Annotated in this window: 20 protein-coding genes; 7 read left to right on the top strand and 13 right to left on the bottom strand. The window is 58.0% G+C overall.

Translation table 11 applies throughout. The annotated features are described in order from the left end of the window. Window positions 1-2: 2 nt before the first annotated feature. From V1279_RS28060 to V1279_RS28075, 4 genes are all read right to left on the bottom strand, one after another. Complete coding sequence (locus tag V1279_RS28060; protein WP_334442590.1) at window positions 3-1,268, bottom strand: aromatic ring-hydroxylating oxygenase subunit alpha; 1,266 nt, start codon at window positions 1,266-1,268, stop codon at window positions 3-5. Between the two features lie 110 nt (window positions 1,269-1,378). Beyond that, complete coding sequence (locus V1279_RS28065) at window positions 1,379-2,290, bottom strand: LysR substrate-binding domain-containing protein (protein WP_334442592.1); 912 nt, start codon at window positions 2,288-2,290, stop codon at window positions 1,379-1,381. A gap of 146 nt (window positions 2,291-2,436) precedes the next feature. Continuing rightward, window positions 2,437-2,763, bottom strand: a complete 327-nt coding sequence (gene grxD / locus V1279_RS28070; RefSeq protein WP_247829583.1) for a Grx4 family monothiol glutaredoxin — start codon at window positions 2,761-2,763, stop codon at window positions 2,437-2,439. A gap of 312 nt (window positions 2,764-3,075) precedes the next feature. After that, window positions 3,076-3,546, bottom strand: coding sequence for a winged helix-turn-helix transcriptional regulator (locus tag V1279_RS28075; RefSeq protein ID WP_334442595.1), 471 nt, complete (start codon window positions 3,544-3,546; stop codon window positions 3,076-3,078). 271 nt (window positions 3,547-3,817) lie between these two features. On the opposite strand from V1279_RS28075, the gene V1279_RS28080 reads away from it, so the two are divergent. Together V1279_RS28080 and V1279_RS28085 are read left to right on the top strand one after the other, a co-directional pair. After that, window positions 3,818-4,792, top strand: a complete 975-nt coding sequence (locus tag V1279_RS28080) for a zinc-dependent alcohol dehydrogenase family protein (protein ID WP_334442598.1) — start codon at window positions 3,818-3,820, stop codon at window positions 4,790-4,792. A 107-nt stretch (window positions 4,793-4,899) separates the two neighbouring features. Continuing rightward, window positions 4,900-5,619: a hypothetical protein gene (locus tag V1279_RS28085; protein ID WP_334442600.1), complete on the top strand. Its 720-nt coding sequence runs from the start codon at window positions 4,900-4,902 to the stop codon at window positions 5,617-5,619. 51 nt (window positions 5,620-5,670) lie between these two features. Here V1279_RS28085 and V1279_RS28090 read toward each other — a convergent pair whose 3' ends face one another. Beyond that, window positions 5,671-5,889, bottom strand: coding sequence for a hypothetical protein (locus V1279_RS28090; RefSeq protein WP_334442602.1), 219 nt, complete (start codon window positions 5,887-5,889; stop codon window positions 5,671-5,673). A 267-nt stretch (window positions 5,890-6,156) separates the two neighbouring features. Here V1279_RS28090 and V1279_RS28095 point away from each other — a divergent pair, with 267 nt between their 5' ends. The 4 genes from V1279_RS28095 (at window position 6,157) to V1279_RS28110 (ending at window position 10,608) form a co-directional block, all read left to right on the top strand. Continuing rightward, window positions 6,157-6,666, top strand: coding sequence for a hypothetical protein (locus tag V1279_RS28095; protein ID WP_334442604.1), 510 nt, complete (start codon window positions 6,157-6,159; stop codon window positions 6,664-6,666). Between the two features lie 230 nt (window positions 6,667-6,896). Next, on the top strand, window positions 6,897-7,388 hold the full coding sequence (locus V1279_RS28100) for a (2Fe-2S)-binding protein (RefSeq protein ID WP_334442606.1): 492 nt from the start codon (window positions 6,897-6,899) through the stop codon (window positions 7,386-7,388). Then, window positions 7,385-9,757 carry a xanthine dehydrogenase family protein molybdopterin-binding subunit gene (locus V1279_RS28105; RefSeq protein WP_334442608.1) on the top strand — a complete coding sequence of 791 codons (2,373 nt, stop codon included), beginning with the start codon at window positions 7,385-7,387 and terminating at the stop codon, window positions 9,755-9,757. The genes V1279_RS28100 and V1279_RS28105 overlap by 4 nt, the downstream gene beginning before the upstream one ends. Beyond that, entirely contained in the window at window positions 9,754-10,608 is an 855-nt protein-coding gene (locus V1279_RS28110) for an FAD binding domain-containing protein (RefSeq protein WP_334442610.1), read from the top strand. Before V1279_RS28105 ends, V1279_RS28110 begins: the two co-directional genes overlap by 4 nt. Here V1279_RS28110 and V1279_RS28115 read toward each other — a convergent pair. Further along, complete coding sequence (locus V1279_RS28115) at window positions 10,588-11,091, bottom strand: winged helix-turn-helix transcriptional regulator (protein WP_334442613.1); 504 nt, start codon at window positions 11,089-11,091, stop codon at window positions 10,588-10,590. The genes V1279_RS28110 and V1279_RS28115 overlap by 21 nt on opposite strands. Before the next feature lie 577 nt (window positions 11,092-11,668). Between V1279_RS28115 and V1279_RS28120 the strand changes: the two genes are divergently transcribed. Next, on the top strand, window positions 11,669-12,388 hold the full coding sequence (locus V1279_RS28120; protein WP_334442615.1) for a hypothetical protein: 720 nt from the start codon (window positions 11,669-11,671) through the stop codon (window positions 12,386-12,388). Window positions 12,389-13,006: 618 nt separating this feature from the next. Here V1279_RS28120 and V1279_RS28125 read toward each other — a convergent pair. The 7 genes from V1279_RS28125 to V1279_RS28155 form a co-directional block, all read right to left on the bottom strand. After that, a complete protein-coding gene (locus tag V1279_RS28125; protein ID WP_334442618.1) occupies window positions 13,007-13,696 on the bottom strand; it encodes a tripartite tricarboxylate transporter substrate binding protein in 690 nt (229 codons plus the stop codon). Between the two features lie 50 nt (window positions 13,697-13,746). Next, complete coding sequence (locus tag V1279_RS28130) at window positions 13,747-14,001, bottom strand: hypothetical protein (RefSeq protein ID WP_334442621.1); 255 nt, start codon at window positions 13,999-14,001, stop codon at window positions 13,747-13,749. A gap of 271 nt (window positions 14,002-14,272) precedes the next feature. Continuing rightward, on the bottom strand, window positions 14,273-15,565 hold the full coding sequence (locus tag V1279_RS28135; protein WP_334442624.1) for a CaiB/BaiF CoA transferase family protein: 1,293 nt from the start codon (window positions 15,563-15,565) through the stop codon (window positions 14,273-14,275). Window position 15,566: 1 nt separating this feature from the next. After that, complete coding sequence (locus V1279_RS28140; RefSeq protein WP_334442627.1) at window positions 15,567-16,364, bottom strand: enoyl-CoA hydratase/isomerase family protein; 798 nt, start codon at window positions 16,362-16,364, stop codon at window positions 15,567-15,569. Between the two features lie 460 nt (window positions 16,365-16,824). Then, window positions 16,825-17,616: an SDR family oxidoreductase gene (locus tag V1279_RS28145; RefSeq protein ID WP_334442630.1), complete on the bottom strand. Its 792-nt coding sequence runs from the start codon at window positions 17,614-17,616 to the stop codon at window positions 16,825-16,827. Between the two features lie 64 nt (window positions 17,617-17,680). Next, a complete protein-coding gene (locus V1279_RS28150; RefSeq protein ID WP_334442632.1) occupies window positions 17,681-18,469 on the bottom strand; it encodes a crotonase/enoyl-CoA hydratase family protein in 789 nt (262 codons plus the stop codon). A gap of 185 nt (window positions 18,470-18,654) precedes the next feature. After that, window positions 18,655-20,274 carry a class I adenylate-forming enzyme family protein gene (locus V1279_RS28155; protein ID WP_334442634.1) on the bottom strand — a complete coding sequence of 540 codons (1,620 nt, stop codon included), beginning with the start codon at window positions 20,272-20,274 and terminating at the stop codon, window positions 18,655-18,657. Window positions 20,275-20,327 lie beyond the last annotated feature (53 nt).

Here is a 20,327-nt window from a genome sequence, read left to right on the forward strand (position 1 = left end):
CCTCAGAATCCCATGATGCCGCGGTAACCCTGCCAGAAACCGCGGACGGCAGTCTCCGTCGCACGAGAGTTCTTCTCGGATTCGGCGACCCGCCCCCCCATTTCCATGAAAGATGAGCATTCCGGATCGTTGCGGGTGCCGCGCTGGACGAATTCGTTGATACAACCATCCTCCAGCGAGACCAGACCTGCCGCACCCGTCAGATTGCTCTGCATGATACGCATTTGCGATTGTTCCTCGGTGTCGCGATCATAGCCGAGGTAAACCCAGAACAGCTCGGTCTTGTCGACTCCCTTCGGCGCAAAAAAACGGATGGCGAGCGAATTCAGTGTGAACTGAATGCACATGTTGGGAAAAACGGTCTGGATGCTGTGGGTGATGCCGTCGTCGAATTCCTCCCAGGCCTCCAGTAACCCCGGCCCCTCGAGAGCGGATTCGTAGTTGGCCGAATGGACCTTGGCCTCGGAATACTCGGCGGCTTCTTGCAGCTTGGCGCGGCACGCGAAGCTCAAATGGTGCCACTTCTCATCGGACAGGATGATCCCGCCGTCCATATCCAGGCGATTTACCTTGAAGGTCGTATAGAAGGTGTGGAGCAGGGTTGCGTGATATGAGTCGCGCAGATTTTCGGCATATAGCTTCCAGTTATTGTGAATAGTCTGGCTGTGCGTGCCGAGGACACGAAGCGGGCGATCAAGATTTCTCTTGATGAACTGCGCCATGTCGGGACCCAGATAGGTTTCGACGTCCTCGACCTCGTTGGAAAATGTTCCGAAGATAATTCCGCAGAAATTTTCGATGCGGATCGGTTGAAGGCGATGCTTGGCGACGTCGAAATCGCTTGGCATCCCACCCTGTCCGCGTATCCCGTTACGAAACGCGACGCCCTTTAATTGTCCGTCGAGGCCGTAATTCCAGGCATGATAGACGCAGGTAAGGCTCGCGACATTGTCCTGCTTCTTGAGGCACACCAGCGCGCCCTTGTGAGCGCAGCGGTTGACCATCGCATGGACCTCGCCCTCATGGTCCCTGGTCACGATGATTGGCGTTTCGCCGATCACCGTTGTGCGATAGTCGCCCGCCTTCGGGATTTCGACGTCGAGACAAAGATAATTCCAGGAACGCCCCCTGAAAACCCGCTCCTGCTCCAGCTTGTAGATTTCCGGATCGGTAAAGAGACGATAGGGCGCACGCGCGACGCCTTCGGCGGGCCATTTGAAATCCAGTGCCCCGGCAGAGGCAGAACTCGGAAGCGGTGTCGTAAGCATCTCGTCATTCTCCCTTGTCTCGCCGAATTTAGAGGCGTTCAAAAGAGACTACCGAACCGAGCGACGTAATTGCCAATAATCATTTGAGCGAAATAAATAAGTAAACCGTATCAGGGGCGGTTCACGGTCGCTGGACGCGCCGATCCCCTCAACTGATCAACAAAAGCGATGACCGCTGGCGCCCGCTCCAACTTGCGATAGACCATCGCCAGATCGGAGTGCTGATTGATCTTTGCCAACGGCCGATACACCACATCGGCAATTTGCAGATGACGAAGCGAGTCCGGCACGAACGCCACGCCGAGACCGCCAGCAACCAGACCTGCCAGAGCCGTGAATTGTCCCGCGCGTTGAGTTATTTGCGGCGACAATCCGCCCTTGGCGCATATCTGGGCAACTTGCGCGTTGAAACCACTTCCCTCCTGGATCTGGACGGCAACGAACGGCTCGGACTTCAATGCTTCTAGCGTCACGCTCTTTTGCCGCGCGAGCCGGTGCCCGCGCGGTATCGCCAATATGATCGGCTCGCGGTGCAGCGATACGATCGCTAGGTCGGGCGGCAGTGATTTCACCGGAAGACGCAGGATACCAAGATCAAGCCGACTACTGCTGACGTCGTCCAATTGCTGAACAATCCCGATCTCGTTTAGGCGAAACTCCACGAGAGGATTGGCTTCGCGAAAGCGGGAAATTGCTTTCGACAGAACGCCGGTGAAGATGGCTGAACCCACATATCCAATTTCGATATGTCCCAGTTCGCCCCGGCCCGCCTGACGCGCCACCAGCACAGTCTTCTCGGCTTGCTGGAGGGTCCTGATCGCCTCGTTCAACGTGACCCGGCCGGCGACGGTGAGCTTGACCGACCTTTTCGTCCGATAGAAGAGTTCGACGCCGAGTTCGCGCTCGAGCGCCTGAATCTGCTGCGTGAGCGCCGGCTGCGCGACGCCGAGACGCACGGCGGCCTTTCCAAAATGCAATTCCTCGGCCAGAACTGACATGTATTTCAGGCGACGCAGTTCCATTATCGGCCTCCATGGCAGCCCTGGCGAACCAATGCCGCATTGGCAGACCACCCCTTCTCGGATCTGTAGCACCGCCGCAGCGCTTCGCAGTGGCTAACATGGCCTACAGGAACAACCGGGGATCTCGATGTTGCGGCAGCGTGCGCTCAGGACTGCTCTGCTTGCGGCTGCTTCAGGAGAAGGGCCTGCAATTCCCCAGATCGGAACATCTCCGTCACGATGTCACAGCCGCCTACGAATTCGCCGCGAACGTACAGTTGTGGAATCGTCGGCCAATCCGAGTAATCCTTGATACCTTGGCGCAGCTCTTCGGACTGGTAGATATCGTGCGATCTGAATGGAACGCCGAGATGGTCGAGTATCCGGACGACTTGCGCAGAGAATCCACAAGCCGGCGCCGTCGGCGTGCCCTTCATGAACAGAAGAATCTCGTTTGCGTTCACTTCGCTGCGAATGAAGTCTGCAACGCTCATGTTTCTCCCCTCCGTTGGTCGGCAAGAGCGATAATAATTACCGCCCGAGCGAGAAATCTATAAGTTCGATTTTAGAACTTACTTCGACGGCTATGCTGATTCGCAAAAAGGGCCAGCTGCAATGCAGCCGGCCCAAGGTCCAAGTCAGCGGAAGTCGATACCGCTTGCCTGGGGAGTCTTCAATCGCAATAAACGACCCATTCTCGGGAACGTCAATTCTAAAATAGAATTGACTTAAGTACCTATCCTGAAGACTGTAGCCGGGGAGAGGCACCCCTCATATCTCGTCGCGCTTTTCCCCATGCACCGAAATCATCGTTGATCGAACTTGGTCAGCCGCCACCTCACCAGGTCGTCGGCGCCTGGACCGGCCTGAGGCCGAACATCCCTCATGCGGACCACCTCGCCTGACTTCTCATCCACGAGCGCCAGCTTCACCTGGCGCCCGCTGTTCCTGTTGATGAATTTGAGAGGGGGGCCGGCGTCCCCGGTAATTCCCCATTTGTCCCCGACCTGGGCAAGCGCCTGAACGACGAGGATGACGTCCCTGCCCTTTCGGGTCAGGAGGTACTCGTAACGATCGGGACCCGACTGATACTGCCGCCGCTCGATCAGTTCATTTTCCTCGAGATGCTTGAGGCGGTCGGACAAGGTGGCATGGGTAACATCAGTCGACTTCCTCAAATCCTCGTATTTGCTCAAACCCAGCGACAGGTCGCGCAAGATCAGGACTGCCCAGCGATCGCCAACGGCATCCAACACCCCGGCGATCGAACAAGCCATTCCCTCAAAACTCTTCGAGCGCATCTGCGTGGACCTCCGAATAACTATTATTACCAGAGTAAACTCGCCTGGCCCGCTATCCAAGGCCAGACTATTTTCATGCAAGAATTCACTTGCCTTCCAGTCACTCTTATTATTAGAGTTAAAGAACACAAGCGCCAACCATTTCCGACAGTTCATTATACGAACTTAGCATGGTTTTGTGTCGAGCCGTCAGCGAACCCATGAGATTAGTTGGCGGAATGAGCCATACGGCTCTCGCGGAGGGACAATGAAGTTTTTGCAAATGTCTACGTTTGGCAATCCCACAGAGGTGGTTGAAGTTGTCGAAAGCGATCCACCCCCACCGCCGGCAGCAAATGAAGCCACGGTCGCAGTCGAATACTCAGCGATCAGTCCCGCTGAACTTCTGATGATCCGTGGCAGGTATGGGATCAGGCCACAGCCGCCGGCGCCGCTCGGGAACGAAGCTATTGGACGCGTTATCGCTGTTGGAGCCTCGGTTAAAAATGTAAAGACTGGCGATCGTGTCGCCATTCCGACCGGACTTCCAGTGTGGAGGCAGGCCATAACGGTCGCGGCCGCCGATCTCATCGTCTTGTCTGAGCAAGCCGATCCCCAACAGCTGTCAATGCTTCGGATCAATCCGCTGACAGCGGCATTGCTCTTGACCGAGTATGTCGAACTCGGCAAGGACGACTGGGTCATCCAGAACGCCGGCAATTCCGGTGTGGGACGCAGCGTCATTGCGTTTGCACAGGAGTTCGGACTTCGCTCGGTAAGCCTCGTGCGCAGACCCGAACTCGTGGATGAGCTGAAGTCAGCCGGAGCTGACGTCGTCCTTGTCGATGGACCCGACGTTGTGAAGCAGGTCGCAGCGGCGACCGGCAATGCTAAAATTAAGCTGGGCATCGACGGCGTGGGTAGCGACTCCTCGCACTCGGTTGCGTCTTGCCTAACGTCGAACGCCAAGATGGTCGCCTATGGCGGCGCCAGCGGAAAGCCCGCGGCCATGAGTCCTCTGAACATTATTTTCAAGCAGGTGACCCTGGAAGGGTTTTGGCTGGGATATCCGCGCTTTCGAGATGCACACGAAAAGCTTGCGGCTCACACGCGGACAGCCGAGCGACTGATCGCCGAAGGCAAACTGTACGTTCCGGTCGCCGGCGTTTATTCGCTCGAGCAGGCAACTCAGGCCATTGCGCATGCGCAAAAAGGCGGGAAAGTCCTTCTGAAACCCAACTAATGGATAATCAACGGTCAGGCGCCCTGAACTCTAGGGCGCCTGAAACCGCAGCTAGTCCGATATGGAAAGCGATGGTCCTAATTCTAATAGGGCGAACCGGAGGAAACATGACTGCTCTTTTAGATCTGGTGCTTGAGTCTCACGGAACTCTTGAACGATGGCGAAAATTCAACGCGATCGATGTCAACCTTTCGATGCATGGTGAGCACTGGAAAAGAAAGGGATGGGACGGTGTCTTCAAAAATGTTCAATTGAAGGTGCAAACGAAAGAACAGCGAACTTGCTATACGCACTTTACCGAAGAAGGCGTGCAAAGCATCTACGAACCGGATCGTGTTCGGCTAGAGACAATCGACGGGAAGCTTATTGAGGAGCGTGTACATCCAAGAAAGGCGTTTGAAGGACACACCCTTCAGACTACGTGGGATAGGCTGCATCTGGCTTACTTTTCCGGGTATGCAATTTGGAATTATCTGAATACTCCATTTATGTTTGTCACTGAGAGTGCCAAAGCGGAGGAAATAGATCCGTGGACCGATCAAGGCACGGTACGCCGGCGGCTGAAGATCACTTTTCCCGAGAAGGTTGGAACTCACTGTCCGGAGCAGATATTCCACGTCGACGAAAACGGGCTCATCGCTCGTTTGGATTATACCACGCTTGTGGCCGGTGGCGCTCCAGCCGCGCACTACATGTCCGAGTACAAGAACATTCAAGGGATTATGATGCCAACCAAACGGCGCGCGTTCAGGAGAAACCCGGACGAAACTCTAAATACTGAATCTGTCCTCGTCGGTATTGATATCTCTGCAATTACCTTGACTTAAGAAAAGCATTGAGACGGCAGGAAGCACGCAAACAAATGGGTATCTCCGTTGTTATGCAAGGGCAGCCTGCCTTAGCGAGGCAATACGGCGGATCAGCACGGCACGCTGATCGATGTCGGCTTTGTAGATGATCGTGACGTCGACATTGCTGAAGTTGCGGCATGTCGAGGGCCTTTCAAAAGAGGTTCTTTCCAACAGCGATACATTTTCTGGCGAAAGTATTATTTTTCCCTTCGGCTCTGGGGACACTAGTGGGCTGCTATGAATCATGGCGTCGTGTGTCCCCGGCGATAGCAGAAGGACAGTAGAGTTCATTGCAGACGGACGGCATCGAGCACCCCGGCGATCGAACAAGCCATTCCCTCAAAACTCTTCGAGCGCATCTGCGTGGACCTCCGAATAACTCTTATTACCAGAGTAAACTCGCCTGGCCCGCTATCCAAGGCCAGACCGGGAATTTTCATGCAAGAATTCACTTGCCTTCCAGTAACTCTTATTATTAGAGTTTGATCAATGCACAACGGGAGGGCAATGGATATGAGCGAACTGCGCGACCTTGTCCTCAACGCTCACGGTGTCACACGCTGGAAATCGGCCAGGACGATCGAGGGCAATATGTCGATCACCGGCCTGCTATGGGCAAGAAAAGGCTGGCCCGATGCGCTGAAGCAGGTCCGCGTTACGGCCGTTACCGAAAGCCAGCGGGTTTACTATCAGCCGTTTACGAATCCGGACTGGCGCAGCGTCTATGGGCCCGAGGCGGTCGCAATCGAGACATCGGACGGTAAGCCAATCAAGAGCCGGGTAAATCCGCGCGCTTCCTTTCAAGGGCACGCAGTTGAGACGGCCTGGGACGATCTGCATCTCGCCTATTTCAGCGGCTACGCGATCTGGAATTATCTCAACACCCCGTTTCTCTTCGTGCTGCCGGGCTTCAAGACGGAAGAGATCGAGCCATGGGACGAACACGGCGAGAGCCGACGCCGGCTGAAGGTGACGCGACGCATTGTCCCGAACAGGTGTTTTATATCGACGGTGAAGGCCTGATCTCGAGAGTTGACTATAGCGCAATCGTAACCGGCGGAATCCCGACCGCGCATTGCACTTCCCAATACCGGGATTTTGATGGCGTCAGGATCGCGACAAGGCGGCGCGCCTATCGTCGAAGAGCCGATGGCACCGCGATCACCGAAGGCGTCGCGGTCGCGATCGATATTGCCGATATCCGGCTCTCATAAAGAAGTACGGCGGCCAGCGTGCCGTAATCAGGAGGATGCATGCCCGAGCCCGACAACCGTCACGTCGTAACCTTGGAGATCAACGGCACGCGCAAGACCGTCGCAGTGGAAGCGCGAAAATTGCTGGTCCACCTGATCAGGGAAGACCTTGGCCTCACCGGAACGCATGTCGGTTGCGATACTTCGCAGTGCGGCGCCTGCACTGTGGAGATCGACGGACAGGCAATCAAGTCCTGCACCGTGCTGGCCGTAATGGCAGACGGTGCGTCGATCACAACGATCGAGGGCCTGACCGACATAGGGGCCGAACTCAGCCCGGTTCAGGCGGCGTTCCATGAGCATCACGCTCTGCAATGTGGCTTCTGCACGCCGGGCATGGTGATGAGCGTGCGCCAGCTATTGAGGGACCAGCCCAATCCGAGCGAGCATGACATCCGACACGGCCTCGCCGGTAACATCTGCCGCTGCACCGGCTATCACAACATCGTCCGCGCCATCGAAAGCCTCGTATCGAAAGGCGACCAGCCATGAACGATACAACTGCGATCCGCCTTATCGGTCAGCCGCTCAGACGACAAGAGGATTTCAAATTTCTCGCCGGCAAGGGCCGATACGTCGATGATGTCAGGTTGCCGGGCATGCTGCATATGGCAGTACTGCGATCGCCGCACGCCCACGCCAAGATCCGAAACGTCGATCTGTCGGCAGCCAAAGTCGCACCGGGTGTGCGCCTTGTATTGTCCGGCAAGGCGCTCGCCGGCAAGATCGGCCCGATCGTGCCGAACTGGGTCATTCCCGGCAGCAAGGTACCGTTCCGTCCGGTTGTCGCGACCGATTGCGTTCGCTTTGTCGGCGAGTGCGTGGCACTCGTGGTGGCGGAAACGCTGGCTGAAGCCTATGACGCCGTCGGCATGATTGACGTCGATTACGAGGTGCTCCCCGCCGTCACCGATGAAGAAGTCGCGATCCGGGAGGGCGCACCGCAGCTCCATGACAACGTTCCGGGCAATATCACCACGATCTACAAAGTACGCGGCGGCGACTACCAGAACGCCGCCCGCGAGGCCGATCATGTCATCGGCCTGCGGGTCGTCAACAACCGCCTGATCCCCACGTGCATGGAAACGCGCGCGATCGTTGCTTCGCTTGAGCCGGACGGCACCTTGACGGTTTATATCGGCAGTCAGGTTCCCCACATGCACCGACGCTGGATCGCCGAGACGGTCGGTATTCCCGAGCATCAATTGCGGGTGGTCGCACCCGATATCGGAGGCGGCTTCGGGGCCAAGATGCATCTGTATCCGGAGGACCTGCTCTGCCCCTATCTCGCGCGCGAACTTGACGCACCGGTCAAGTGGTGGGAGAGCCGCTCCGAGAGCCATCAATCGACCAGCCATGGTCGCGCCCATACGGAAAATATCGAGGTAGCGTTCAGGAACGACGGCAAGATTCTCGGCCTGAAGGTTGAGACCCTCGGCAACGTCGGCGCCTACCTGTCGAACATGGCGAGCGGCGGTCCGACCGTGAATACCATCAACTTTGGAACCGGAACTTACAAGATAGACAACTATGAGGCTATTTCCCGCGTCGTCGTGACCAATACCGTGCCGGTTGATGCCTATCGCGGCTATGGGCGGCCCGAAGGCGCTTATATTGCCGAGCGCGCGATCGATGCGGTGGCACGCCACCTCAAGCTCGACCAGGTCGAAGTGCGGCGGAAGAATTTCGTTCAACCGGCGGAATTTCCCTATCGGCCCTACGGCAGCACGGGCGTCATGTACGACAGCGGCAATTACCAGGGACTGCTCGACAAGGCGCTCGCGGCTTTCGACTATGAAGGCCGCCGCAGCGAATGCCAAGCCTTGCGCGGAAGCGGCATCTATCGCGGCATTGGCGTTGCCGCCTATACGCATATGTGCGGGATGGCACCATCACGCCGGTTGGCCATGAGCGGATTCGACCGGGGCGGCTGGGAAAGCGCGCGGGTCAGCATCGACTCCAGCGGACGAGCCACGATCTATTCGGGCTCGATGAGCCAGGGACAAGGCCATATCACGTCGTTGTCGCAGATCGCTGCCGATGGGTTGCAGATTCCGATTGAAGACATTGACATCGTACAGGGCGACACGCGCCAGGTACAGGCCGGCCACGGCACCTTCAATTCCCGTTCGATGGCGGTCGGCGGATCCAGCGTGCACGTGTCCTCCCAACGCATTGTCGCAAAGGCGAAGAAGATCGCGGCGGGCATGCTGGAAGTGGACGAGAAGGACGTTTCCTATTCGGCCGGCGCGTTCAGCGTGCCCGGTACCGATATCGCGCCGGTAACCTTCCCGAAGGTGGCCCGCATGGCCTATGTCGGGCATAAACTGCCGGATGGCGTCGCGCCGGGCCTTGATGAGACGGTGTTTTACGACCCGACCGGCATGGGTTCGCCGTCAGGCGTCCACCTCGCTTATGTCGAGGTCGATCCGGAAACCGGGATCGTCGATATCCTCGACTATGTCGCGGTTGACGACGTCGGCACGCTGATCAATCCCCGTCTCGCGGCCGGCCAGATCCATGGCGGCGTCGTGCAGGGCATCGCACAAGCGCTCTATGAAGAGGTCAGCTACGATTCTGACAATGGGCAGCTGCTGACCGGTTCGCTGCTCGATTATGCCGTTCCGCGCGCCGAGCATGTGCCGAACATCCGATCGCTATTCCAGCAAACTCCCTCGCCGACCAATCCGATCGGCGTCAAGGGCATCGGCGAGAGCGGTTCGATTGCCGCCCCGCCTTGTATGGTTCATGCCGTGCTTGATGCTTTGTCACCATTCGGTATCAAACATCTGGACATGCCGCTGACGCCGCCACGGGTCTGGGCGGCGGTGCAACAAGCACGCATGGGAGCGGCCCAATGATCCCCGCAGCCTTCGATTATGTCCGCGCGTCATCGCTCGCCCAGGCGATCGATCTGTTGCGCGACGATCCCGACGGAACAAAGCTCCTGGCTGGCGGCCATACCCTCCTGCCGGCGCTGAAGCTGCGGTTGGCGTCCCCCGAACTGCTGGTCGATATCAGCGGCATCGCCGAGCTCAAGGGAATCGAGATCAGCGAAACCGGCATCAGGATCGGCGCACTGGCCACCCATGCCGAACTGTTCGCTTCCGAGCCCCTGTACAGGGAATTACCGGTCTTTCGCCGGGCAGCCACCCTGATTGCCGATCCCCAGGTGCGTAACCGCGGCACGATCGGCGGCTCGCTCGCGAACGCCGATCCCGCGGCTGACTGGCCGGCGGTAGTGGTGGCGCTGCAGGCAGAGATCGAGATCGTGGGCCCGAATGGCCTCCGAAGGGTGGCGGCGCGGGACTTCTTTATCGATATCTTTTCGACTGTGCTGGAACCGGACGAAATTCTCGTAAGCGTCCATATCCCTCGGGCGAGGACTGGCATGCACTTCATCTATCGAAAGATCCGGCATCCCGCGAGCGGCTTTGCCGTCGTGGGAATCGCGGTCGGCGTGCGGTTGCAAGAGGGGGCGGTTGACGAGATTTCCATCGGCGTCACCGGTGCAGCGAACCACGCCTTCGCCGGCCAACGCGCTTCCGATTTCCTGATCGGCAAGACACTTTCGCCGGACAACATCGAGCAGGCGGCAAAATTGCTAAGTGAGACCACCGAGTGCCTCTCCGACCGCTACGCTTCGGCGGAATACCGCGCGAATCTGATCCGGATCGAGACCAGGCGCGCGTTATTTGCGCTTGCGTCGTGAAACGGGCGCCTTGGGGCCGGCCGCCGTACGATCGGCGGCATCGCCACCAAATCGCTTGCGGTTGAATGGAACAGCACCTGCACCGGCAACGATCTCGACGTCCTCAAGCCGCAACGGCTTGCCGCCGCTCGTCCGCAATGCCGGATATTCGACCGGTCGTCCGGCGGCGCGTTCGCGGAACACGACCTGCGGCCCTGCGGGCTCAGCCAGCCAGTCGTCACCCCATTTCTTAAGCGCGAGATAGGCCGGAAAAAAATCTCGTCCTTTCTCGGTCAGAACGTATTCGTATCGCCCGGCGTGTTCGGGGAGCGGCACCCGCGCCATGACGCCGGCATCGATGAATTTCTTCAGCCGGGTGCTCAAGATATTGGGAGCGATCCCGATATAGTATTCGAACTCGTCGAAGCGTTTCACACCGTAATAGGCCTCACGCAGGATCAGGATGGACCAGCGATCACCGACCACCTCCATTGCGCGGGCCATGGAGCATTCCTTATTAGCAAGGCGGCTTTTCTTCGCACTCGACATCGCTTTCCCTTGGCAACGAATCCAGCTTACGCATCCATATTGGAACTGGATTCAGGTCTGTCCAGTGTAGCATAGCGCATCGCGCCCGGTATCGAGCGTTTGCCGGCTTTTTCTCGCTACCTGGCTTCCCGCTCACAGGCCGGCTGCGGCCTCGATCAGCGGTCCGAACGGCTGCCAGCGCTCCCTTACCAGTCGGCAAAGCAGCATCGATTTCACCGGAGCGAAACCATTCGGGCCGGGACCTGATGCCGGGCATCAGCATGTTGATTTCCGGATCCTCTATATTCGCCGCCTGACGGCTGCCTTCATGACATCGCTCAATGAAAGACGTCAAAGCCCCGTTCACGGTAGAGTCTGGAAGCCTTTACCATGACATTTTCACGGTTCTAATGAGCCTGAGCTTCGGAGATCTGCAGCACTCGCCTTGGAAACCGATGATGATTATCATTCGATACGAGTTGACATCCACATCTCATGATGATGATCATCCTTAAAGCGACGCAGCGCGATATTCCGCATAACCGAGGCTGATATGAACAAGCTGTTAGAGCGGGCGCTTGAGGCGCACGGTGGACTTGAGCGCTGGAAGCAGTTCAGCATCATCGAAACCGATGTCGTAAGCAGCGGTGAATTGCTCAAGAGAAAGGTCGAACAAACGCGGGGGGCGTTGCGCACCTCGGCGAACATGCAGGAGCAGGCCTGTTTCATGACCCCTGTGGAAGCTTCCGACAAGCGGTCGTCCTTTTGTGCGGATCGCGTTGCCATCGAAACACTCGATGGAAAACCCGTCATGGAACGGCTAGATCCCCGCTCGGCGTTCGCCGGTCATGATCTGGACACCCCGTGGGACCCGCTTCATCGAGGCTATTTTGGCGGTTACGCGATGTGGAGTTATCTGACCTCGCCGTTTTCGCTGACGGTGGAAGGGGCGCAAATCTGGGATATTGAACCGCTCGAGGAAAACGGCGAGGTATGGCGCGGAATCCGCGTGGTTCTGCCGAGCAGGTTTGCGACCCATAGTCGTGCGCAGGAATTTTATTTTGGCGAGGACATGCTCGTGCGGCGGCAGGACTATACCCTCGACGTTGCCGAGGGCGTGAATATTGCGAACTATGCGCTCGATATTGTTGACGTAAATGGGTTCAAACTACCGTCGAAACGTCGCGCGTATTTGTGCAACAAGAAGTACGATGTGTTGCGCGACAGGCTAATAATTTCGCTCGATATGTCGAACTTTCGCGTTGTTGCGTAGGGAGAATTTGGCCTCTCGCCGCGCGCTTCCGTCCGGGTGCCGACCGGAGTTGTCTGATCGGTTAACCCTGCGTGCATGGCGCTGGTTGCAGGCAACCCAGCGATCGAAATTGGGGAGTATCTCCAAAGGCCCCGGTCAACTCTTCTGCTGTCTCGATCGCTATCGATCGGTTGACCGCCCCGCGAATGATCAAGCGCAACCTCTATTCTGGGTTGCGGCGACGATGTCTTTTCCGCTTCTTAATGGTCCGTTCTTTCTATTGGCAATAGCCTATTGCTGCTCAAGCTTGAGCGAGCGAATGATCGCGCTGAATTTTTCTTGCTCTCTCTTCAAGAAGGCGGCTGCCTGTGCCGTGCTCATGGGCTCCAGTCTCCGAGAAGCGTTGAGGTTAATTCTTGCGAGGTTTTCGGGGCTTGAGACCGTAATCATCGTGCTGGTATAACGCTGCAAATTTCCGTTTGGGGTGGTTCGCGGCAAGATAGTGGCCGTAAACCCTTCCTTCGTTGAGAAACGACGGCTGAAATCCCCTGGTCCAGGGAACGTTCTTCGGATCGTTCCACTTCGAATCGCTGCCGCAGCGCTGTTTCTGAGATCGGTCGTGCTTTCGAAGTCGCTACCCTACTGCGGTTTAAGAGATAGCGATCCAAGGACCGTCAGGTACTTCTCCCGCTCGCTTTTGAAGAATTTCATTGCTTGAGAAACGTCCATCGGCGCGACTCGCCGCGACGCGTTTGCTTTGACTCTCTCGAGGTTCTCGTCACTCGAACTCCAAACGTTTAACGCATCATTCAAACGCGCGATGACATCGTCCGGAGTACCCGGCGGCGCAAACAACGCCGACCAGATACTGTACTCGAACTTACCGACTTTTGTACTCTCGCTAATAGTCGGAACGGTCGGTAGGGCCGGATTGCGCTCTGCGCTGGCGATGGCGATGGCGTTGACCTGCCCCGCCTGAATGAGACTAAGAGTTCCACCGCCAATCGGCACAAACGCGAGGTCGATGTGAGCGCCTAGCATATCCGCGATCAGCGGCGCGGCACCCTTGTACGGCACCTCCAGAAATTTTGCACCAGTCCGCGTCTGGAAATCGGCTCCAACGACCTGCGGCGAAGATCCGGCGCCCCAATGTGCCAAAATCAATTCCTTACTTCCCGGCTTAAGCACATAGTCGATTAGCTCGTCGATCGTTTTGAACGAATGCGCCTTGCTCGACAAGAGGACGAAGTCAGAATCGCCGACAATGCCTATTAGCTTGAACTTCTCAGGTTCGTACTTCGCGGACGAAATGGTCGCAGGCGCCGTCATGAAGTCCGAGCCTGTGGTACCGAGCAGCGTATAGCCATCGGCCGGAGCCTTCAGACGGCGGTTACAGCAATCGAACCGTTAGCTCCAGGGATATTTTCCGTGACAATCGGTTTGCCGAGATGCCGCTCCAACACCACGTTCGCAGCGCGGATCGAAACATCAGCTGGACCTCCAGCCGGAAATGCCACCTTCACAGTTAGGGGCTTTGTCGGGTAGTTTTGCGCAATTGACGGTTCTGTCGTCCAGGGTAAAAGCAACGCCTGCCACAGCAATATGAAAGCGGTGTTCAGAAAACGCATTGTCATATAAGCTTTCTCGGTCTCGATTTCTCAATGACCCCGTGAAATTTCGGGTCCGACTATGTCAATTCACTGGGCTATGAAACCGCAATGAAGAATGCAACGAACGTAGCGACAGTTACACTCCAGCCGACAATTATGATTGTCCACGATTGCGGTGAGACCTGATCTTGTTTGAATTCTGAGAATTGATCCATCTACATCATCAATTCACGAAAAATACTTGTACAACTACGATGGGCTGTATCGATCGAACCGCCGCCTTTCGGAAAATGCCTTAGGCTGTCCTCCTGCCTTGTGCTTCCTGTTGATCCTCTTTTGGCGTCACGGTTACGACCGATGTTTCGGGAGTGTTGGCCGCGCGCGAATGCGAAACAAGGACTCCAGCATCACTCAGACGTTTCAATTCCACCTCGCTGACGCCGAGTTCGCTAAACACCGCGTAATTATGCTCGCCCTGGAAGGCAGGCGTGCCGATTGGCGTCAACTCGTCTGCCGAAAAGCGCCACGGCCGGCCCGGCAGGCGGTACTCGCCGCCGCTACGGTCAGGGACATATTGAACGGCGCCCCAGTAATCGCTCCATTCCGATGCCGTGAGCTCCTTGATCGACCGGATCTCGCCCATCGCGATCTTGGCCTCATCGAACTGCGCGTCGAGGGTGGCCATGTCAGGAAAGGTCAGGATCCAGGACTGGATGATCTGGTGCAGCGCCCCGAAATTCAGCCGGCGCGCGGCCGCGCTGGAGAAGCGCGGGTCTTCCATCAGATCGACGCGGCGCATGGCGCGCAGCCACGACGGAAAGGTCCGACTGCCGACGATGCTAGTGGCCACGGTGAAGTGCTCGCCTTGCGGCCCCGTAAAGAACGAGCAATCGGTGGCCCCGAGGACTGCCGGCTCAGCCCCGATGTCATCGTCCGATAGGTCAACATGCGCGCGCTCGTTGACCGCGAGCAGCGTCGCCGCCATCGCGACATCGATATATTGGCCCTGCCCGGTGTTCTGCCGGCTGTTGAGCGCGGCAAGAATCGCAATCACGGCCTGCAAGCCGGCATAGACGTCGGCATGCGACAGGCTATCGGTACGCGGCTCGGTGAGCGCGCTGCCATAGTGACGAACACTGTTTTCGGTAAAGCCGGCCTCGGCTTGCACGGTTGGCGCATAGGCCATCCGGCTACGCCATGGACCGCCTTGGCCATAGCCGGTGATCGACGCATAGATCAGGCGCGGGTTGCGTTTGGACAGCGTCTCGTAATCAAGACCGAAGAAGCCTAGAGTCCCTGCACGAAAGTTTTCGACCACGATGTCAGCGGTGTCGCAGAGCTTCAGCGCCAACTCATAGGCGCCCGGGATGTTGAGATTGATGCTGACGTTGCGTTTACCGGCATTTTGCTGGGCGTAGTAGCCCGACATCCCGTCGGTCGACGGAAACGCAAAGCGCGAGACGTCAGGACTTGGCGGCTCGACCTTGATGACCTCGGCTCCGAGGTCCTGCAAAGTCCGAGCGCACAGCGGACCAGCCAGCACGCGCGAGAAATCGACAACACGGATTCCGCTCAATGGGCCACTCATGTCAGCGCCCCGCGAACTTGGCGAGACCCGGCCCGTTCTTGCGGAATGACGCAAGACCGGTCTTGAGGTCTTCCGAGGCCCAAATCGGCGCCTGTACTCTTGCCATCGCCTCGTCGGCGGCCACGACGCCCTGGTTGACGGCGATATGCGCGAGCTCCTTGGTCGCAGCATGTGCCACGGTGGGCCCCTGCGCAAACTCCTCCGCTATCGCCATCGTGGCCGTCTCCAGCGACTCTTCCGGCACCGTGAGATTGATCAATCCCCACTTCTCCAGCGTCGGCGCGTCGTAGCGCCGCGCCAGCATCGACATTTCCTTGGCGCGCTGCGCTCCGATCCGCTGCACTTGCCGCTGAATTCCGCCCAGCAAAGGATGTAGCCCAAGCGTTGCCTCGACCGAGCCGATCTTCGCCGAAGCGGCCGCGATGATGTAATCGCAAGATAGCGCAAGCTCGAGACCGCCGCCCAGGCAAACGCCGTGAACACTGGCGATCAACGGGATTGGCAGAAGCTCCATGAAGCGCAGAAATTCGACGCCGTTCAGTCGCCGATTTTCACCGCCCTGATCTGCGCTGCCTGCCTCGACACGTTTCTCGAAGATATCCAGATCTGCGCCGGCGGAGAAATGCCGCAATCCGCTGCGGATGACGATGGCGCGGCTGCCTGCCCGTTGCGCTGCCTCCACCTGCTCCACGATCGCGTTAAGGAGCTTGGGGCCGAGCAGGTTGTACGGCCGATAAACCATTGTCAAAACGGAAATATTGCCGCGCTGTTCGCGCGTCACCAACGCATCCTCGGACAAAGCTGCCTCCTGTTTGCCGGCGGCTCTTGCGACCGCATCATTTGATTTGCAAATGCAGGTTACATCACAGCTTGCATTTTGCAAGTCATAGTTTGCATCAAATGGTTTACGCTCGATATGCCGAAGTGCCCTAGAGGCTATGCACTCGGAAAGAGGAACTCAGATTCGGTCCGCTGGAGAGGCTTCCGTGGTGCGGTCTGATTGCGCACTGCCTGCCGACCGGCTTCCAAAAGAGCGTCAGACAGCCGCTCGTCACCGGACGCACGTGCGAGCACGATCGAACCGACCGTAGTGGCAATTGCGCCGGCGGCGGCCTGTCACGCATCTGATGGCGACCTCTTCGGGACCAACCCGGAGATGATTTCGATCATTTTCTCTAGCCTGCCTACATCATATAACACCTGAATTCTGCAAATTGGCGCATATCACCACCAAATCGAAAGCGGCTGGACAGAGAACTTCAGGAAGACGATATCACCGAAGTCAGACCGCCATCGACGGCAAGGATCTGACCGGTGATGTGCTTGCCGGCGTCGCTGGCGAAGAGAACCGCGGCGCCTTTCAGATCGTCCTCGTCGCCGATGCGGCGGAGCGGCGCGCCGGCGGCGAGCTTTTCGACCCCGACAGCTTCGATCGTGCCCTTCGTCATCCTCGACGGAAAGAAGCCGGGCGCCAGTGCATTGGCCGTAATTCCGTAGCGTCCCCAACTACCCGCCAGGGCCCGCGTGAAATTAACCACGGCGCCCTTGCTTGTATTGTAGGCAACCATCTGCATATCTCCGGAACTTCCGAACAGGCCCGCGATCGAAGCAAGGTTGATAATGCGGCCATACTTGTTGGGAATCATCGAGTGCTTTGCAACCTGTTGGCTGAGCAGGAACAGTGAGCGGATATTCAGATTCATCACCTTGTCCCACGCTTCGATCGGGTGATCTTCGGTCGGCGCGCCCCAAGTGGCGCCGGCGTTATTCACCAGAATGTCCACCCGGCCGAGCTTCTTGATCGCTTCGTCAGTGAGCCGCTTGACGTCTTCGTCCCTGGAATTATCCGCAGCGATCCACTCCGCCTTGATGCCGAGACCGGCAAGGTGCGCTTGGGCTTTTTCCAGGTCTTGCGCCTTGCGAGACGAAATCAAGACCCGAGCCCCTTGCTCGCCTAGCGCCTCGGCGATCTGCAGCCCAAGGCCACGGGAGCCGCCTGTAACAAGGGCATTCTTGCCGGTGAGATCGAATGCCTTCTTGATGCTTCCCATAGTCAAATCCTCAAGCTTGTGGACAAAGTTCTGCTGCGCGGTTACGTGGCGATCCGCGGGATTACTATTTCCCGCGGAACACTGCCGAGCGGCGTTCCACGAAAGACTGGATGCCTTCTTTCATGTCTTCGCTGCTGAAAACGCGATCCTTGATCTTGGGAATGTAATCGATCGCAGCTGCCTCGCCGGCCTCGATGTATTTCAGCGCGGCTTCCTTGGTTACCTGAATGCCGATCGGAGCGTTCTTGGCGATCAGATTTGCAATCTCCATTGCGCGGGCGATTTGCTGGCCGGGAGCGACGACTTCCTGAACAAGCCCGATTTTGTGCGCTCTTGCCGCATTAAACTCGTCGCACAGAAACAAATGATACATCGCATCTCCCCAGCCGGCCCGGGTCAGATAGCGAAAGTGGGCGCCACCTAATGGCGCGATTCCACGTTTGGATTCCATTTGGCAGAACCGGGCATCGTCGGCCGCCACGACAATGTCACCAGCCAGCATCATTTCGATGCCGATCGTAAAACAGATCCCCTGTACTGCCGTTACAATTGGCTTGCGGCACCGGCTTTTCAGCGCGAACGCATCGATGTTGCCGGGCTTGATGTCGGTATTCTCGGCCTTTGGTCCAAAGAATTTCGGCATGTCCAGCCCGGCCGTGAAATCCGGGCCTTCGGCACAGAGCACCCCGACCCAGTAATCGTCCGTTCGGTCGAGAAGCGTCATCGCATCCGACATCTGCGCCATCATCTGCGGACTGAAGGAATTCTTCTTCGCCACGTTGTCGATGATGATCTTGAAGACGTGCCCATGCACCTCGGTACGGATCTGACCGACTTTTGTTTTCTCGCTCATTTGCTGGTCTCCACTTGTTTCCAGGCGGCTGCGCGACGCAGGCTCCTCGGTCGACCGGCGTGCAGCCGATTGTTCTTTGCCTGCCAGCTTGGAACGGCCGCCGAGGGTTCGGCTACAAACGATTCGGATAACCGGCTATTCATTGGCGGTGCGCCCTGCTTCGAAGTTTAGTTCTGGATCATCGCTCAGCTCAGCGCCGCGAACGCGGTCCGTCCCGCGGCTGCGGCATCGGACGTGTTTCCCGCCGCCCGTTCGATCGCCATCTCTCGCAGCTTGTGTTTGAGTATCTTACCGGTGGAGGCTGAGGGCAGAGCATCGAGCACGATCAATTGAGTCGGCCGCTTGTACGAAGTGAGCTGCTGGGCCGTGTATGACTTCAGCTCTTCGGCGCTGACGCTGGCGCCGGGGAGAAGCTGCACGAACGCGACGACCTCCTCATTGCCATCGACGGTCCGCCCGACCACGGCCGATTGAACGACTTGGTCGTGCGCGTTCAGCACCGCCTCCACCTCGGCGGGGTAAACGTTGAAGCCGGAGCGGATGATGAGTTCTTTGGTGCGGCCTGCGATGTAGAGATGGCCCTCGCCGTTCACGCGGGCGAGATCTCCTGTGTTGAACCATCCCTGGTCATCGATCGCCGCGGCCGTCTGCTCGGGAGAGCGATAGTAACCAAGCATCACGTTGGGACCTCGGACGTGCAATTCGCCCACGTCGCCGGTCACCACCTCCTTGCCCTGCCTGTCCACGATCCGGTGCTCAATACCGGGAAGAAAGGGGCCGACTGACTCGTCCGAGACTGGGTGTTCGGAACGGACACCCGACAGGCCCGGCGAACATTCGGTTATGCCGTAATTGTTCAATAGCGGGATTCCGAATTCGTCCTCGATCCGCTTCTTCAGATCGAGGTCGAGCGGAGCGCCAGCGACGGCTATGATCCGCAGCTTGCCTCGCTCGAGTCGTTGGATGCCCTTGACCGCCTTGTGTTCGAGCAGACGCTGATATGTGGCGGGAACACCGAACAGGCTCGTAATCCCCTCCTCGGCTATGGCATGGGCCAGCGCGGCGGGATCGGCCTTGGCCACAACATACAATGTGCCGCCGTGCATCAGCGTGGCGATCAGCAGGATCGAATACCCGACGATGTGGGACATCGGCAGCACGCCGTAGATGCGGTCGGCTGGACCGCTTTGGCGAAGAATTCCTGAAGTCCTTGCGGTAAAGAGCAGATTGCGGTGGCTCAGCATGACTCCCTTCGGAGCACCGGTCGTGCCCGAGGTGTACAAGAGGCCAGCGACCTGGCGGGCGCCATCTTTCTCGACGGGCTCCGCTTGCGCATCCGCATTGAGTGGACCAATACCGATTCCACCGAATGGCCCCACGGCGCCGATTTTAGCACCGACGCGGCTGGCGTGATCGGCGGCTTCCTTCGAAAGTGCCGAGTTGAACAGCACACGCCTGGCGCCGCTGTGCGTGCTGATCAGGTCGATCTCCCTGGCTGATAGGCGGGGATTAACCGCAATGCCCCAAGCATCGAGCTTGCTCGCCGCGAAGAGCATCGCTCCCAGGGCCACGCTGTTCTCGCTCGCAATCATCACGCGATCGCCCGGCCTGATCCCCAAATTGGAAAGATCCTTCGCTACGGCGTCGACAGCTTCCGAGAATTGCCGGTAGCTCCACGAACGCCCCCCTTCCACGAAGGCCGGATGATCCGGGATGTCCCGCACGAACGGCGCGTAGACCTCGTGTACCCTGGACGGCAGGCCGTCCAGCAGCTCGGCCGCAGTGAGTTCGTCCACGCTCCTCATGCCATCCTCCTCGCGCCTTGTTTTCGGGGGTGCTGCGTGGCCTCCCTTCAAAC

The organism is Bradyrhizobium sp. AZCC 1610, assembly GCF_036924515.1.
In the GTDB taxonomy this organism is placed as follows: domain Bacteria; phylum Pseudomonadota; class Alphaproteobacteria; order Rhizobiales; family Xanthobacteraceae; genus Bradyrhizobium.

Coding starts and splice junctions, on each gene's coding strand:
- V1279_RS28060 (WP_334442590.1), bottom strand. CDS start 1,268: ATGCTTACGACACCGCTTCCGAGTTCTGCCTCTGCCGGGGCACTGGAT.
- V1279_RS28065 (WP_334442592.1), bottom strand. CDS start 2,290: ATGGAACTGCGTCGCCTGAAATACATGTCAGTTCTGGCCGAGGAATTG.
- grxD (WP_247829583.1), bottom strand. CDS start 2,763: ATGAGCGTTGCAGACTTCATTCGCAGCGAAGTGAACGCAAACGAGATT.
- V1279_RS28075 (WP_334442595.1), bottom strand. CDS start 3,546: ATGGCTTGTTCGATCGCCGGGGTGTTGGATGCCGTTGGCGATCGCTGG.
- V1279_RS28080 (WP_334442598.1), top strand. CDS start 3,818: ATGAAGTTTTTGCAAATGTCTACGTTTGGCAATCCCACAGAGGTGGTT.
- V1279_RS28085 (WP_334442600.1), top strand. CDS start 4,900: ATGACTGCTCTTTTAGATCTGGTGCTTGAGTCTCACGGAACTCTTGAA.
- V1279_RS28090 (WP_334442602.1), bottom strand. CDS start 5,889: ATGATTCATAGCAGCCCACTAGTGTCCCCAGAGCCGAAGGGAAAAATA.
- V1279_RS28095 (WP_334442604.1), top strand. CDS start 6,157: ATGAGCGAACTGCGCGACCTTGTCCTCAACGCTCACGGTGTCACACGC.
- V1279_RS28100 (WP_334442606.1), top strand. CDS start 6,897: ATGCCCGAGCCCGACAACCGTCACGTCGTAACCTTGGAGATCAACGGC.
- V1279_RS28105 (WP_334442608.1), top strand. CDS start 7,385: ATGAACGATACAACTGCGATCCGCCTTATCGGTCAGCCGCTCAGACGA.
- V1279_RS28110 (WP_334442610.1), top strand. CDS start 9,754: ATGATCCCCGCAGCCTTCGATTATGTCCGCGCGTCATCGCTCGCCCAG.
- V1279_RS28115 (WP_334442613.1), bottom strand. CDS start 11,091: ATGGCCCGCGCAATGGAGGTGGTCGGTGATCGCTGGTCCATCCTGATC.
- V1279_RS28120 (WP_334442615.1), top strand. CDS start 11,669: ATGAACAAGCTGTTAGAGCGGGCGCTTGAGGCGCACGGTGGACTTGAG.
- V1279_RS28125 (WP_334442618.1), bottom strand. CDS start 13,696: ATGACGGCGCCTGCGACCATTTCGTCCGCGAAGTACGAACCTGAGAAG.
- V1279_RS28130 (WP_334442621.1), bottom strand. CDS start 14,001: ATGACAATGCGTTTTCTGAACACCGCTTTCATATTGCTGTGGCAGGCG.
- V1279_RS28135 (WP_334442624.1), bottom strand. CDS start 15,565: ATGAGTGGCCCATTGAGCGGAATCCGTGTTGTCGATTTCTCGCGCGTG.
- V1279_RS28145 (WP_334442630.1), bottom strand. CDS start 17,616: ATGGGAAGCATCAAGAAGGCATTCGATCTCACCGGCAAGAATGCCCTT.
- V1279_RS28150 (WP_334442632.1), bottom strand. CDS start 18,469: ATGAGCGAGAAAACAAAAGTCGGTCAGATCCGTACCGAGGTGCATGGG.
- V1279_RS28155 (WP_334442634.1), bottom strand. CDS start 20,274: ATGAGGAGCGTGGACGAACTCACTGCGGCCGAGCTGCTGGACGGCCTG.